This is a genomic window from Streptomyces sp. NPDC001068, from assembly GCF_042897315.1.
Classification (GTDB): Bacteria; Actinomycetota; Actinomycetes; order Streptomycetales; family Streptomycetaceae; genus Streptomyces.
Genome location: NZ_JBIAYD010000010.1, coordinates 163,844 through 177,702, shown reverse-complemented (window position 1 = coordinate 177,702; position 13,859 = coordinate 163,844). Strand labels below are relative to the sequence as shown.

Genomic DNA, 13,859 nt, shown 5'->3' with positions numbered 1-13,859 from the left:
GTCCCCTCGCTCCCTCGACAGACCGCGGGCCGCCCCGGCCCCGCGCGTGACCCAAGTCAACTCTTGATTCGACGATCTGTACGCACGGGAGTCTAGGCCCTGATAAAGACACGGTAAGCAGCCCGTCACACGGTGAGAGGTGGCACCGGGGGCGACTGGTGGGGTTTTCCCCAGGGTGGTCCGGGCGGCGGACTCCATGGCATCGCGCCGCGGCACACGGCACGCTGGCGCATATGACCGCACCCGTTCCCCGTTCCCGCAGCAACCTGGCCGACGGCTCCGCCGACGCCGACGACCGCGACCGGCTGCCGCCCGTCCGCTTCGCCTTCGACGGTCACACCTGGAAGGAGATCGCGCATCTCCTGCTGAACCTGCCGGTGGCGGTGTTCGGCTTCGTCTACGTCTTCACCACGGTGTGGGTGAGCGGTGTGCTGACGATCACGGTGGTCGGCGTCCCGCTGCTGGCGGCCACGCTGCTGGGTGCCCGGCAGCTGGGCAAGCTGGAGCGGGCACGCGCGCGTGCGCTGCTCGGGCTGCGGGTGGAGGAGCCGAGTCCGCTGCCGCTGGCGAAGCGGGCCGGACGCACCCAGCGGCTGTGGATGGGGCTGAAGGACCCGGTGGGGTGGCGGACCCTGCTGTACGACTTCATCAGGCTGCCCTGGGGCATCCTGACCTTCTGCATCGTGCTGCCGTCGTTGTTCGTGCTGTGGCCGGTGCTGCCGTTCATCGCGCGCGGGCTGACGAACGCGGACCGGGCGATGGTCCGCGGGCTGCTGTCGCCGTCCGACGAACTGGAGCGCCGGATCGCGGAGCTGGAGTCGGACCGGGGGGTCGTGGTGGACACGGCCGCCGCCGATCTGCGACGCATCGAGCGGGATCTGCACGACGGCGCGCAGGCGCGGCTCGTCAACCTCGCCATGGGGCTCGGTCTGGCCAAGGAGAAGCTCCTGGAGGATCCCGACGGAGCGGCGGCGATGGTCGAGGAGGCGCACGGCGAGGTGAAGCTGGCGCTTCAGGAACTCCGGGACCTCGCCCGGGGCATCCACCCGGCGGTGCTGACCGACCGGGGGCTGGACGCGGCGCTGTCCTCGGTCGCCTCGCGCTGCACGGTGCCGGTCCAGGTGACCGCCGACCTGCCGTCCAGACCGGCGCCCGCGATCGAGGGCATCGCCTACTTCACCGTCTCCGAGCTGTTGCAGAACATCAGCAAGCACAGCGGGGCACGCAGTGCCTCGGTGGACGTGTGGCGCAGTGACGACCGGCTGCTGATCCAGGTGACGGACGACGGGCGGGGCGGGGCGAGCCTGGACGGCGGCACGGGGATGCGCGGGCTCGCGGACCGGCTGGGCGCGGTGGACGGCCTGTTCGTCGTCGACTCGCCGGCGGGCGGGCCCACGACGGTCACCGCGGAGCTGCCCTGGCGGGACCGGGGGTAGGGAAAACCCCCCGTTCGAGACGGAGACGGCCTCCATGGTCCGGGGATCCGTGTCGCGGCAGGGTGGAGGTACGGCAGGGACGGCCCTGACGGGACGGGCTGGGACAGACACAGGACGGACGGGACGGCACCGATGGCCACGGAGTACCGGCAGGGGCAGGGACACGGGTACGGGCGGGACCACGCGTCCGGCCTCGGGCACGGCGACGGACCCTACGGCTACGGCTACGGGGAGCGCCGGCGTCGGATGCCGGCGGTGTTGCGGGCACCGTTCGAGGCGCGCAGCTGGCGTGAGTTCGGCTACGTGCTGCTGGGCTTTCCGATCGGCGTCACTCTGTTCGTGTGGACCGTGACGATGCTGTCCGTCGGCGTCGGTCTGCTGGTCACCTTCATCGGGGTGCCCCTGCTGGCCGCTGGTCTCGCCGGCTGCCGGGGTTTCGGGGCGCTGGAGCGGGCCCGGGCGCGCGGGTTGCTGGGCCTCGAGGTGGCCGACCCGGAGCCGTTGCGGATGCGCAAGCCCGGGGTGATGGCTTGGATCGGCGCGGTGCTGAAGAGCGGCGTGTCGTGGCGCCATCTGCTGTACGCGGTCGTGCAGTTCCCCTGGTCGACGTTCTCCTTCGTCGTCGCTCTCAACTTCTGGGCGTACGGCTGGGCCCTGCTGACGTATCCGCTGTGGTTCTGGGTCTTCCCGGTGTACGCCGGGCAGGGCGGGCTCCAGCTGTACGGCGACGCGCACCACAGCGTCTACCTCGACAATCCGTTCGAGATCACCGTGACCGCGCTGGTGGGGCTGCTCTTCACACTGGCCACGCCGTGGATCGTACGGGCGCTGACGCTGGTGGACCGGGCGATGGTGCACGGGCTGCTCGGTCCCTCGAAGCTGGCCTCGCGGGTGGTGGAGCTGGAGTCCGACCGGGGGGTGGTCGTCGACACGGCCGCGGCCGACCTGAGGCGCATCGAGCGGGACCTGCACGACGGGGCGCAGGCCCGGCTGGTGGCGCTGGCCATGGATCTGGGGCTGGCGAAGGAGAAGCTGCGGGAGGATCCGCAGGTCGCCGCGCGGATGGTGGACGAGGCGCACGGTGAGGTGAAGACCGCGCTGCAGGAGTTGCGGGACCTTGCCCGGGGCATCCACCCGGCGGTGCTGACCGACCGGGGGCTGGACGCGGCGCTGTCGGCGGTGGCCTCGCGGTGCACGGTGCCGGTGCGGGTCGAGGTGGATCTCGTGGAGCGGCCGGCGGCGGCGATCGAGGGGATCGCGTACTTCACGGTGTCCGAGCTGCTGCAGAACATCAGCAAGCACGCACGCGCGGGTTCGGCCGCGGTGGACGTGTGGCGGAGCGAGGACCGGTTGATGCTGCAGGTCGTGGACGACGGGGTGGGGGGCGCGGACACGACGCGGGGGTCCGGGCTGGCGGGACTGGCCGAGCGGTTGGACGCGGTCGACGGGATCCTGGTGGTGGACTCGCCGGCGGGCGGGCCCACCCGGGTGACGGCCGAGCTGCCCTGGCGGGGCTGAGCGTCCCGCACCGGCCGCGCCGCCCGGCGGAGCCGGGGCGCCCGCGACGGCGCCCCTGACGGAGCCGAGGGGCCCGCGCCAGCGACCCCGACGGAGCGGAGGGGCCCACGAAGACCGCGCCGCCTGACGCAGCCGAGAGTCCCGGGCCGGTGAAGCCGCCCTGGCGGAGTCGACGGGCCCACTCCGGCAAAGCCCCCCTGACAAGCCCCCTGACCGAGCCCGGAGTCCCCCGCCGACCGAACCGCCATAACCGAGCCCGGAATCCCCGCCGGCCGGACCGCCCTGACCGAGCCGAGGGTCCCCCCGCTCTCGCGTCTCCGCCCCGCACGGGCCCGGGTGGCGGGCGGGCCGAATCGGCCGGTCTCCTCGCAGGACCGCGCCGCACCGCGCCGCGAATGCTGGAATGCTGGTCTTTCGGACAGGGCAGGCATGTATGCCGAACGGGGTGTGGGGGGCCGGAAGATCGTGGAGGACAGGGTGCGGGTGGTCATCGCCGAGGATTCCGTGCTGCTCAGAGAGGGGCTGACCCGGCTGCTGACCGACCGCGGACATGACGTCGTCGCCGGCGTCGGAGACGCGGAGGCTCTGCTCAAGACCATCGCCGATCTCGACGCGCAGGGCGCGATGCCGGACGTGGTGGTGGCGGACGTGCGGATGCCGCCGACGCACACCGACGAGGGCGTGCGCGCCGCCGTACGGCTGCGGAAGGCGCATCCGCAGCTCGGGGTGCTGGTGCTGTCGCAGTACGTGGAGGAGCGCTACGCCACCGAACTGCTGGCCGGTTCCAGCCGGGGCGTGGGCTATCTGCTGAAGGACCGGGTGGCCGAGGTCCGGGAGTTCGTGGACGCGGTCGTGCGGGTCGCCGAGGGCGGTACGGCGCTGGACCCCGAGGTGGTCGCGCAGCTGCTCGGGCGCAGCCGCAAGCAGGACGTGCTGGCCCGCCTGACCCCGCGCGAGCGGGAGGTGCTGGGCCTGATGGCCGAGGGGCGGACGAACTCGGCGATCGCCCGGCAGCTGGTCGTGAGCGACGGCGCCGTCGAGAAGCACGTCAGCAACATCTTCCTCAAGCTGGGACTGTCCCAGAGCGACGGGGACCACCGGCGCGTTCTGGCCGTTCTGACCTATCTCAACTCCTGACGGCACCGGCACCGTGTCGGAGGCGGAAGGCGGCCAGGGGGAGAGAAAATCATGACAAGTCAGGGCGAAAGGTCGTCTCGGAACCCCGTCCACCATATGAGCGGGCACGGGAAGGCGACCCTAACCGACGTAGGGTTGATTGTGGGATGGGCCGTGGGACGGCCACCCCCGGGCAGCCGCCTCGAAGGAGGTCCAGTTCAGTGACCAGCCAGGTCAGCAGGACAACGGAACAGGCCGACGGAACCGTCGTGGGAGAACAGCGCAGGCCGGGCGGCGTGAAGGCCGTCCGGCGTCTGGATCGGGTGATCATCCGGTTCGCGGGGGACTCGGGTGACGGTATGCAGCTCACCGGAGACCGGTTCACCTCGGAGACCGCGTCCTTCGGCAACGATCTCTCGACCCTCCCCAACTTCCCCGCCGAGATCCGCGCCCCGGCAGGCACCCTGCCCGGGGTTTCCTCATTCCAGCTGCACTTCGCCGACCACGACATCCTCACCCCCGGGGACGCGCCGAACGTACTGGTCGCGATGAACCCGGCCGCCCTGAAGGCCAACATCGGGGACCTGCCGCGCGGCGCTGAGATCATCGTCAACACGGACGAGTTCACCAAACGGGCGATGCAGAAGGTCGGCTACGACGCCTCGCCGCTGGAGGACGGCTCACTGGACGGCTACAGCCTCCATCCGGTGCCGCTGACCACTCTGACGGTGGAAGCCCTCAAGGAATTCGACCTCACCCGTAAGGAGGCCGAGCGCAGCAAGAACATGTTCGCGCTCGGCCTCCTGTCGTGGATGTACCACCGGCCCACCGAGGGCACGGAACGCTTCCTCAAGGAGAAGTTCGCCCGTAAGCCCGAGGTGATGAAAGCCAACCTGGCGGCCTTCCGGGCGGGCTGGAACTTCGGGGAGACGACCGAGGACTTCGCGGTCTCCTACGAGATCGCCCCGGCGACCACCGCGTTCCCGGTCGGCACCTACCGCAACATCTCCGGGAACCTGGCCCTGGCCTACGGCCTGGTGACCGCCTCGCGCCAGGCCGACCTGCCGCTGTTCCTCGGCTCGTACCCGATCACCCCGGCCTCGGACATCCTGCACGAGCTGTCGAAGCACAAGAACTTCGGTGTGCGGACCTTCCAGGCCGAGGACGAGATCGCCGGGATCGGCGCGGCGCTGGGCGCGGCGTTCGGCGGCTCGCTCGCGGTGACCACCACCTCGGGCCCGGGGGTCGCCCTGAAGGCGGAGACGGTGGGGCTCGCGGTCTCGCTGGAGCTGCCGCTGCTCGTCGTCGACATCCAGCGCGGCGGCCCGTCCACCGGGCTGCCGACCAAGACCGAGCAGGCCGACCTGCTGCAGGCGATGTACGGCCGCAACGGCGAGGCGCCGGTCCCCGTGATCGCCCCGCGGACCCCGGCCGACTGCTTCGACGCCGCCCTGGAGGCCGCCCGGATCGCGCTGACGTACCGGACCCCGGTCATGCTGCTGTCCGACGGCTACCTGGCCAACGGCAGCGAGCCCTGGCGCATCCCGGAGCTGACCGAGCTTCCCGACCTGCGCGTCCAGTTCGCGACGGGTCCGAACCACACCCTGGACGACGGCACCGAGGTCTTCTGGCCGTACAAACGCGATCCGCAGACCCTGGCCCGCCCGTGGGCGGTCCCGGGTACGCCCGGGCTCGAACACCGCATCGGCGGCATCGAGAAGCAGGACGGCACGGGCAACATCTCCTACGACCCCGCCAACCACGACTTCATGGTCCGCACCCGGCAGGCCAAGATCGACGGCATCGACGTCCCGGACATCGAGGTCGACGACCCGGACGGCGCGCGCACCCTGGTCCTGGGCTGGGGTTCCACCTTCGGGCCGATCACGGCCGCGGTTCGGCGGCTGCGCCGGGCGGGCGAGCCGATCGCGCAGGCGCACCTGCGGCACCTGAACCCGTTCCCGCGCAACCTGGGCGCGGTCCTCGGGCGCTACGACAAGGTGGTGATCCCGGAGATGAACCTCGGCCAGCTCGCCACCCTCATCCGGGCGAAGTACCTCGTGGACGCGCATTCGTACAACCAGGTCAACGGCATGCCGTTCAAGGCCGAGCAACTCGCCGAGGCGCTCAAGGAGGCCATCCATGACTGACATCGCGGCCGACGGACTGCTCCAGCTGGTGCCCAAGGCCCAGGCCAGGCAGTCCATGAAGGACTTCAAGTCCGACCAGGAGGTGCGCTGGTGCCCGGGCTGCGGTGACTACGCGATCCTGGCCGCCGTGCAGGGGTTCATGCCGGAACTGGGGCTGGCGAGGGAGAACATCGTCTTCGTCTCAGGCATCGGCTGCTCCTCCCGCTTCCCGTACTACATGAACACCTACGGGATGCACTCCATCCACGGCCGTGCCCCCGCCATCGCCACCGGGCTCGCCGCCTCCCGCCGGGACCTGAGCGTCTGGGTCGTCACCGGGGACGGCGACGCCCTGTCCATCGGCGGCAACCACCTGATCCACGCGCTGCGCCGCAACGTCAACCTGAAGATCCTCCTCTTCAACAACCGCATCTACGGGTTGACGAAGGGGCAGTACTCGCCGACCTCCGAGGTCGGGAAGATCACCAAGTCGACGCCGATGGGCTCCCTGGACGCCCCCTTCAACCCGGTGTCCCTGGCGCTGGGCGCCGAGGCCTCCTTCGTGGCCCGCACCGTCGACTCCGACCGCAAGCACCTCACCGACGTGCTGCGGCAGGCCGCCGCCCACCCCGGCACGGCCCTGATCGAGATCTACCAGAACTGCAACATCTTCAACGACGGGGCCTTCGACACCCTCAAGGACAAGCAGTCCGCCGAGGAGGCGGTGATCCGCCTGGAGCACGGGCAGCCCATCCGCTTCGGCGCCGACGGCGCCCGCGGGGTCGTGCGCGACAGGCTCACCGGCGACCTGGCCGTGGTCGACGTGACCCCGGACAACGAGTCCGAGATCGTCGTCCACGACGCCCACTCCTCCTCCCCCACCACGGCCTTCGCCCTCTCCCGGCTGGCCGACCCGGACACCCTGCGGCACACGCCGATCGGTGTGTTCCGTTCGGTGGAGCGGCCCGTCTACGACGTCCAGATGTCCGGCCAGCTGGACACGGCGGTGGAGCAGCACGGTGAGGGCGACCTCGCGGCGCTGCTGGCCGGCGGGGACACCTGGACGGTGCTGGGCTGACGTCCTGACGCGTTGGAACGCGGGTGGGGCCGGACACGGTGTCCGGCCCCACCCGCGTTCAGGAGCGCTTCGCCTCGTCGTACGCCTCGCGGGCCCGGCTCACGTCCGCCATCCGCCGTTCGGTCCACAGCGCCAGGTCCCGTACCTGTTCGGCGGCCTCACGGCCGAGGCCGGTGAGGGAGTAGTCGACCCTCGGCGGGATGACGGGCTTGGCGTCCCGGTGGACGAGGCCGTCCCGTTCGAGGGTCTGGAGGGTCTGGGTGAGCATCTTCTCGCTGACCCGGCCGATGGCGCGGCGCAGTTCGCTGAAGCGGCGCGGGCCCTCCAGGAGCTCGATCAGGACCAGCACGCCCCAGCGGCTGGTGACGTGCTCAAGGACCAGGCGGTAGGGGCACATCTCCTCGCCGACGAGGTACCTGCCGGTGCGCGGCGCGGGTGCGTCGGGGCGGTTCTCGACTTCAGAGGTACTTACGGCCATGCCAGTACCTTACTTCAAAGTGGGTACTTTCCCACAGTTAGCGCTCCCCTTAGGGTTAGTGACATCCGAACCCCACAAGGAGATCGCAGACCATGAGCATCGTTGTCACCGGAGCCACCGGACACCTCGGCCGTCACGTCGTGACCCAGCTGCTGGAGAAGGTCCCGGCCGAGCAGATCACCGCCGTCGTGCGCGACGAGGCCAAGGCCGCCGACCTCGCCGCCCGGGGCGTCACCGTCGCCGTCGCCGACTACAACTCCCCCGAGACGTTCGACGGCCTCTTCGCGGCCGGCGACAAGGTGCTGCTGATCTCGGGCAACGAGTTCGACAAGGGCCGCCCGCAGCAGCACAAGGTCGTCATCGACGCGGCCGCGGCGGCCGGCGTGGCCCTTCTCGCGTACACCAGCGCCCCGGGCGGCCTGACCGCCTCGCTCGTGGACGACCACCGCGCCACCGAGGAACTGCTGCTCGCCTCCGGCCTGCCCCACACCCTGCTGCGCAACGGCTGGTACCACGAGAACTACACGGAGAACCTCGCGCCGGTGCTGGAGCACGGCGCGGTCGTCGCGGCCGCCGGTGACGGCCGGGTCTCCTCGGCCTCCCGCGCGGACTACGCGGCCGCGGCCGTCGCCGTGCTGACCGGCGAGGGCCACGAGAACCGGACGTACGAGCTGGGTGGCGACACCGCCTGGAGCTTCGCCGAGTACGCGGCCGAGATAGCCCGGCAGAGCGGCAGGGAGATCGCCTACAACCCGGTGTCCGGCGAGACGCTCCAGTCCATCCTGACGGGCACCGGCATGCCGGAGGTCCTCGCCGCCCTCTTCGCAGGCGTCGACGCGTCGATCGCCGGGGGCGAGCTGGTCGTCGACACCGGCGACCTCTCCCGCCTCGCCGGCCGGCCGACCACCCCGATCTCCGAGGCCGTCGCGGACGCTCTGAAGTAGGTCCCGCGCGGGGCAGGACCCGTGGGTCCCGCGAGGCCCGTGCCACCCGTGCGGCCCGCACCCCCGTCTGTCATGACCGTATGCCGATACGGCCATGACAGACGGGGGTGCTCGGCGCTACCTTCGTCCAGGTTGCTGGAGCTGGGCGTGAGGGCGTAAGGAGGGGCCGGTGGCCGACATATCGAGGGGTGAGCGGCGAGCGGGACTGGTGAACGGTTTCGCCGCCTACGGGATGTGGGGCCTGGTCCCGCTCTTCTGGCCGCTGCTCAAGCCCGCCGGATCGCTGGAGATCCTGGCCCACCGCATGGCGTGGTCCCTGGTCTTCGTCGCCGTCGCGCTGGCCTTCGTACGGCGTTGGGCGTGGGCCGGCGAACTGCTGCGGCAGCCGCGCCGGCTGGCCCTGGTGGCGGTCGCCGCCGCCGTGATCACCGTCAACTGGGGCGTCTACATCTGGGCCGTGAACGCCGGTCACGTCGTCGAGGCCTCCCTCGGGTACTTCATCAACCCGCTGGTGACCATCGCGATGGGCGTGCTGCTGCTGAAGGAGCGGCTGCGGCCCGCTCAGTGGACGGCGGTCGGGGTCGGCTTCGCCGCCGTGATCGTCCTGACCGTCGGCTACGGGCAGCCGCCGTGGATCTCGCTCGTCCTGGCCTTCTCCTTCGCGACCTACGGACTCGTCAAGAAGAAGGTCAACCTCGGCGGCGTCGAGTCGCTCGCGGCGGAGACCGCGATCCAGTTCCTGCCCGCCCTCGGCTATCTGCTGTGGCTGGCCGGGCACGGCGAGTCCAGCTTCGTCGACGACGGTCCCGGACACGCCGCCCTGCTGGCCTCCACCGGCATCGTCACCGCACTCCCGCTGGTCTGCTTCGGCGCCGCCGCGATCCGCGTCCCGCTCTCCACGCTCGGCCTGCTGCAGTACCTGGCGCCGGTCTTCCAGTTCCTGCTCGGCATCCTCTACTTCCACGAGGCGATGCCCGCCGAGCGCTGGGCCGGCTTCGCCCTGGTCTGGGTCGCGCTCGCCCTGCTCACCTGGGACGCGCTGCGCACCGCCCACCGGTCCGCGCGTGCGCTCGCCGCGGCGGCCGCGGCACTGCCCGTCGCGGCGGTCGCGGAGACTCCCCGAAGTCAGGTGTGAGGCGCACGGCCGTCGGCTATAAGTGGGCGCCATGACGCTGACGCCCGCACCCCTGCACTGGAAGCTCGTCGTCGACGCCCGCGACCCGCACGGCCAGGCCGACTTCTGGGCCGCCGCGCTGCACTACGTCGCCGAGGACAACAGCGCGTTCGTGGAACGCCTGCTGGAACTGGGCGCGCTGCCCGGCGCGGCGACCGTGGAGTACCACGGCCGCGCCGCCTTCCGCGACCTGGTCGCGGTACGGCATCCGGACGATCCGTACGACGAGGAGCGCGGCACCGGGCTGGGCCGGCGGCTGCTGTTCCAGCGGGTGCCGGAGGCCAAGTCCGGCAAGAACCGGCTCCACGTCGACGTGCACGCCGAGGCGGGCAGGCGCTCGGACGAGGTGGCGCGGCTCGAAGCGCTGGGTGCGACGGTGCTGCGGCACGTGTCCGAGCCGGCCGGGCGGTGGACGGTGATGGCCGACCCGGAGGGCAACGAGTTCTGCGTGCAGTGAGTGCGGCGGGTGCGGCGCCCGGGGGGCCGGGGGCGTTCAGGCCTCGCCCGCCGCGCGCCGGGCCCGTTCGGTGAGGCGGGCCATGCGGGCGCGGGCGGACTCCAGTTCCTCCGGGTCGTCGGCGGCCGGTCCGTCCTCGGTGGTGAGCTGCGCCCACAGGTCGATCAGGTCGCGGCCCAGGCGCAGCCCGTGCTCCGGGTCGCGCACCGCGCGCCATGCGGTGGCCGCGCTGCGCACGTTCCCGTAGGCGCCCTCGCCGTCCCCGGCCCGCCGGTGCTGCCGCGCCAGGTCGAGCGAGAGATGGAAGGCACGCAGCGGGTCGCCCGCCAGGTAGGCGATGTACGCGGTCAGCTCGCGCAGGTGCAGCACCTCGGTGTGCCCCTCGCCGAGCGTCGCGCGGGCCTGGGCCACGGTGCGCTCCGCGAGTTCGGCCGCCGCCTCGATACGGCCCGCCCGGACGGCCTCGTTGATCCGCGACACCGGCTCGGTGAGCAGCGCGGCCCCCTCGGCCGTCACCGTCACCGGTTCGTCCCCGAGCACCTCCTCGGCCACGGCGTCGAAGCCGCGCGCGGGGGTGTGCCGGGGGTCGGGGTCGAAGACGCGGGCGGCGGGCTCCACGAGGGAGCCTGTGACGGGCTCCGCGAGGGATCCGGTGAGGGGTTCGACGCGCGAGTCGGTCCGGGGTGCCGGCCGGGGCCCGGTGACGGCCCGGCCGGGCAGGACGGCAGGGGTGACAGGGGTGCCAGGGGTGGCGGAGGCCGTGACCTTGGTGGGGACCGTGACCGCAGTGGGGCCGGTGATCGCGGTGGGGGCCGTGCCCATCACGGGCGGTGGGCCGAACACCCCGGTCGGCGGCTGGACCGTACCGGGCACCGGCGGTGCGGTGACCACGGGCGCGGCGACCGGTGCCGCCGGCGCCGGAACCGAGCGGGCCGTAGCAGCCGACGCCGGGGCCGTCGGGCCCGGGGCAGAGAGGGAGGGGGCCGACGGGGACGGGACCGATCGCAGCGGGGACGCGGGGCGGGTTTCCCCGGCCGCCTGCTCCGGGCCCACGGACGCGCCCGGCGAACCCGGCACCGCCATCCGTACCGGATCGCCGGTGAAGCTGCTGGAGCCGTCCGCGTTCACCTGCAGGCGGACCACATAGCCGATGCGGCTGTCGTGGACGACGGCGAGGGCCGGACGGCCGGCGGCGTGGGCGAGGCGCTGGAGATGGTTGAGGACCGCCTGCTGCGGCTCCTCGCCGGGCGCCGGGAACAGCGGAACGCCGTCCACGGTCGCGGCGCCGCCGGTCACACGCACCTCGACCGGTTCGGCCGACCGGTCGGTCTGCTGCGCTTCCCGCTTCGTCTCGCGGCTGAGTCGGGACATCGGCCCTCATTCCCCCGGCGTCACCGTCCGGTCGTACCCGTGCGTACGGCCAAGTCTGACCGCTCCCCCCGGCCCACGCGTCACCGCGACGTCACAGCCTCGCATCAGGAAGGGGCCACCCGGTGTCCCGGTGCCCGGCGGGCCGTTACGCCGTGACGTCCTTGGTCGTGAACCGTGCCCACGCGGCCGAGCCGAACACCGCCGCGTACAGGCCCTGCAGCTCCAGGTTTCTGACCAGGTCGTCCCAGTAGACGGGGTCGCGCATCAGGTCGGCGAAGGACAGCCAGTAGTGCGAGAAGAAGTACGGCTGAAGCGCGTGCAGCTGCGGGATCTGGTCGAGGATCTGGACGGTGATCAGCAGGCCGACGGTGGTCGCCATCGCGGCGATGCCGCTGTTGGTCAGCGTGGAGACGAACAGGCCCAGCGCCGCCACACCGGTCAGCGAGGCCGCCACCACCAGGGCGATCAGCAGCGCCCGGCCGAGGCCCTCGGTGAAGGAGATCCGGGTGCCGGAGATGGTGGTCAGTTCGCCGAGCGGGAAGAGGAGCGCGCCGACCGCCAGGGCGGAGGCGGCCACCACCAGTGTGGCCAGCAGGCAGAAGGCCATCGTCGTGGCGTACTTGGTGAGCAGCAGGCGGGTGCGGCCGGCCGGGGCGACCAGCAGGTAGCGCAGGGTGCCCGCGTTCGCCTCGCCGGCGACCGCGTCCCCGGCCACCACCCCGACGGCCATCGGCAGGAAGAACGGAAGGGTCGCGGCGAGTGCCGTGAACACCAGGAACAGCCCGTTGTTGGTGATCTGCGCGATGAACGCCGGGCCGCCGTCCCCGCCGCCGCCGGCCGGGCCGTCGCCGCGCGTCTCGATCCTGACGGCGATCCCGATCAGGACCGGTACCGCCGCCAGAACGCCGAGCAGCGCGAGGGTGCGCCAGCGCCGCAGGGTGACGGACAGCTCGCTGCGGAGCAGGCCGAGGGTCCACAGCGGGTTCGGCCGTGCGGCCGGTGCGACGGTGACCGCCGTGTCAGCCCGCGACATCGAAGCCCTCCCCGGTGAGTGCCACGAACGCGTCCTCCAGCGAGGCCCGTTCGAGCGTGAAGCCGCGTACCCGTACGCCCGCGGCGACGAGCGCCGCGTTGAGCTCGGCGAGGTCGCGCTCGGGCGGCTCGCCGGTGACCCGGTCCTCGGTGGCGACCACGTCCGCCACGCCCTGCTCCTTGAGCACCCGGACCGTCTCGCCGGTGTCGGGGGTGGTCACCACGAGCCGGCCGCGGGCCCCGGCCGCCAGGTCGGCCACCGCGCCCTGGGCGATCAGCCTGCCCTGCGCCATCACGGCCGCGTGGGTGCAGACCTGCTCGATCTCGTCGAGGAGGTGGGAGGAGAGGAAGACGGTCGTGCCGTCCCCGGCCAGTTCCCGGACCAGGGAGCGGATCTCCCGCATGCCCTGCGGGTCGAGGCCGTTGGTCGGCTCGTCCAGGACCAGCAGCCTGCGGGGCTGGAGCAGCGCCGCGGCCAGCCCCAGGCGCTGCTTCATGCCCAGGGAGTAGGCCTTGGCCTTCTTCGCGGCCGCCGCCGTCAGTCCCACCCGGTCCAGCGCGGCCTCGACGCGGGCGCGCCGGGTGCGCGGGTCGGCGGTCGGGTCGGCGGCGTCGTACCGCAGCAGGTTGTCGCGGCCGGAGAGGAAGCCGTACAGGGCAGGGCCCTCGATGAGCGCCCCGACCTGGGGCAGTACCTCGCGGGAGGCGCGCGGCATCGGGCGGCCCAGGACCCGGGCCGTGCCCGAGGTGGGTGCGATCAGGCCCATCAGCATGCGGATGGTGGTGGTCTTGCCGGAGCCGTTCGGACCGAGGAAGCCGAAGACGCTGCCCGCCGGGACGGTCAGGTCGAGACCGTCCACGGCGAGCTGTCCGCCGCGGTAGCGCTTGGTGAGGCCGCGCGTGTCGATGACGCCCGCGCGGGCCGGGTCGGCCCGGCCGGGGTCGTCCTGGCCCGGGCCGTCGCGCCCCGGGTCGTCCGGACCCCGGTCCTCCGGCTCACGCTGGGTGGCGGACGGTCGGTCCATCGGCTCCCTCTGTTCGTCGTGCGGCACGGGGCCGTGGGGCACGGCCCGGTGCGGCACCGGGCCGTGCGGCACAGGGCGGTGGGGGCTCGCCCCGCTCCCTG

General features: G+C 72.4%; 12 protein-coding genes. 8 read left to right on the top strand and 4 right to left on the bottom strand.

Annotation, left to right across the window (positions count from 1 at the left end):
- Window positions 1-233: 233 nt before the first annotated feature.
- The 5 genes from ACFY3I_RS27570 (at window position 234) to ACFY3I_RS27550 (ending at window position 7,277) form a co-directional block, all read left to right on the top strand.
- A complete protein-coding gene (locus tag ACFY3I_RS27570; protein ID WP_390863561.1) occupies window positions 234-1,436 on the top strand; it encodes a sensor histidine kinase in 1,203 nt (400 codons plus the stop codon).
- A gap of 132 nt (window positions 1,437-1,568) precedes the next feature.
- A complete protein-coding gene (locus tag ACFY3I_RS27565) occupies window positions 1,569-2,954 on the top strand; it encodes a sensor histidine kinase (protein WP_390863559.1) in 1,386 nt (461 codons plus the stop codon).
- Window positions 2,955-3,383: 429 nt separating this feature from the next.
- Window positions 3,384-4,091 carry a LuxR C-terminal-related transcriptional regulator gene (locus tag ACFY3I_RS27560; protein ID WP_390863557.1) on the top strand — a complete coding sequence of 236 codons (708 nt, stop codon included), beginning with the start codon at window positions 3,384-3,386 and terminating at the stop codon, window positions 4,089-4,091.
- Window positions 4,092-4,291: 200 nt separating this feature from the next.
- Window positions 4,292-6,220: a 2-oxoacid:acceptor oxidoreductase subunit alpha gene (locus ACFY3I_RS27555; RefSeq protein WP_390863555.1), complete on the top strand. Its 1,929-nt coding sequence runs from the start codon at window positions 4,292-4,294 to the stop codon at window positions 6,218-6,220.
- Window positions 6,213-7,277: a 2-oxoacid:ferredoxin oxidoreductase subunit beta gene (locus tag ACFY3I_RS27550; RefSeq protein ID WP_365289116.1), complete on the top strand. Its 1,065-nt coding sequence runs from the start codon at window positions 6,213-6,215 to the stop codon at window positions 7,275-7,277. Before ACFY3I_RS27555 ends, ACFY3I_RS27550 begins: the two co-directional genes overlap by 8 nt.
- 58 nt (window positions 7,278-7,335) lie before the next feature.
- Here ACFY3I_RS27550 and ACFY3I_RS27545 read toward each other — a convergent pair whose 3' ends face one another.
- On the bottom strand, window positions 7,336-7,755 hold the full coding sequence (locus ACFY3I_RS27545) for a winged helix-turn-helix transcriptional regulator (RefSeq protein ID WP_390863553.1): 420 nt from the start codon (window positions 7,753-7,755) through the stop codon (window positions 7,336-7,338).
- 92 nt (window positions 7,756-7,847) lie between these two features.
- Here ACFY3I_RS27545 and ACFY3I_RS27540 point away from each other — a divergent pair, with 92 nt between their 5' ends.
- The 3 genes from ACFY3I_RS27540 (at window position 7,848) to ACFY3I_RS27530 (ending at window position 10,330) form a co-directional block, all read left to right on the top strand.
- A complete protein-coding gene (locus ACFY3I_RS27540; protein WP_390863552.1) occupies window positions 7,848-8,699 on the top strand; it encodes an NAD(P)H-binding protein in 852 nt (283 codons plus the stop codon).
- Between the two features lie 169 nt (window positions 8,700-8,868).
- The gene (gene rarD, locus ACFY3I_RS27535) at window positions 8,869-9,834 is read left to right on the top strand and encodes an EamA family transporter RarD (RefSeq protein ID WP_390863550.1); all 966 of its coding nucleotides are present in this window, start codon (window positions 8,869-8,871) and stop codon (window positions 9,832-9,834) included.
- 31 nt (window positions 9,835-9,865) lie between these two features.
- A complete protein-coding gene (locus ACFY3I_RS27530; protein ID WP_390863548.1) occupies window positions 9,866-10,330 on the top strand; it encodes a VOC family protein in 465 nt (154 codons plus the stop codon).
- A gap of 36 nt (window positions 10,331-10,366) precedes the next feature.
- Here ACFY3I_RS27530 and ACFY3I_RS27525 read toward each other — a convergent pair whose 3' ends face one another.
- The 3 genes from ACFY3I_RS27525 to ACFY3I_RS27515 all read right to left on the bottom strand — a co-directional run bounded on the left by ACFY3I_RS27525 (window position 10,367) and on the right by ACFY3I_RS27515 (window position 13,758).
- Window positions 10,367-11,701, bottom strand: coding sequence for a tetratricopeptide repeat protein (locus tag ACFY3I_RS27525; RefSeq protein WP_390863546.1), 1,335 nt, complete (start codon window positions 11,699-11,701; stop codon window positions 10,367-10,369).
- 145 nt (window positions 11,702-11,846) lie between these two features.
- Window positions 11,847-12,734 (bottom strand): ABC transporter permease, encoded by an 888-nt coding sequence (locus ACFY3I_RS27520; protein ID WP_390863544.1) that lies wholly within the window; start codon window positions 12,732-12,734, stop codon window positions 11,847-11,849.
- A complete protein-coding gene (locus ACFY3I_RS27515; RefSeq protein ID WP_390863542.1) occupies window positions 12,721-13,758 on the bottom strand; it encodes an ABC transporter ATP-binding protein in 1,038 nt (345 codons plus the stop codon). Before ACFY3I_RS27515 ends, ACFY3I_RS27520 begins: the two co-directional genes overlap by 14 nt.
- Between the last annotated feature and the right edge of the window lie 101 nt (window positions 13,759-13,859).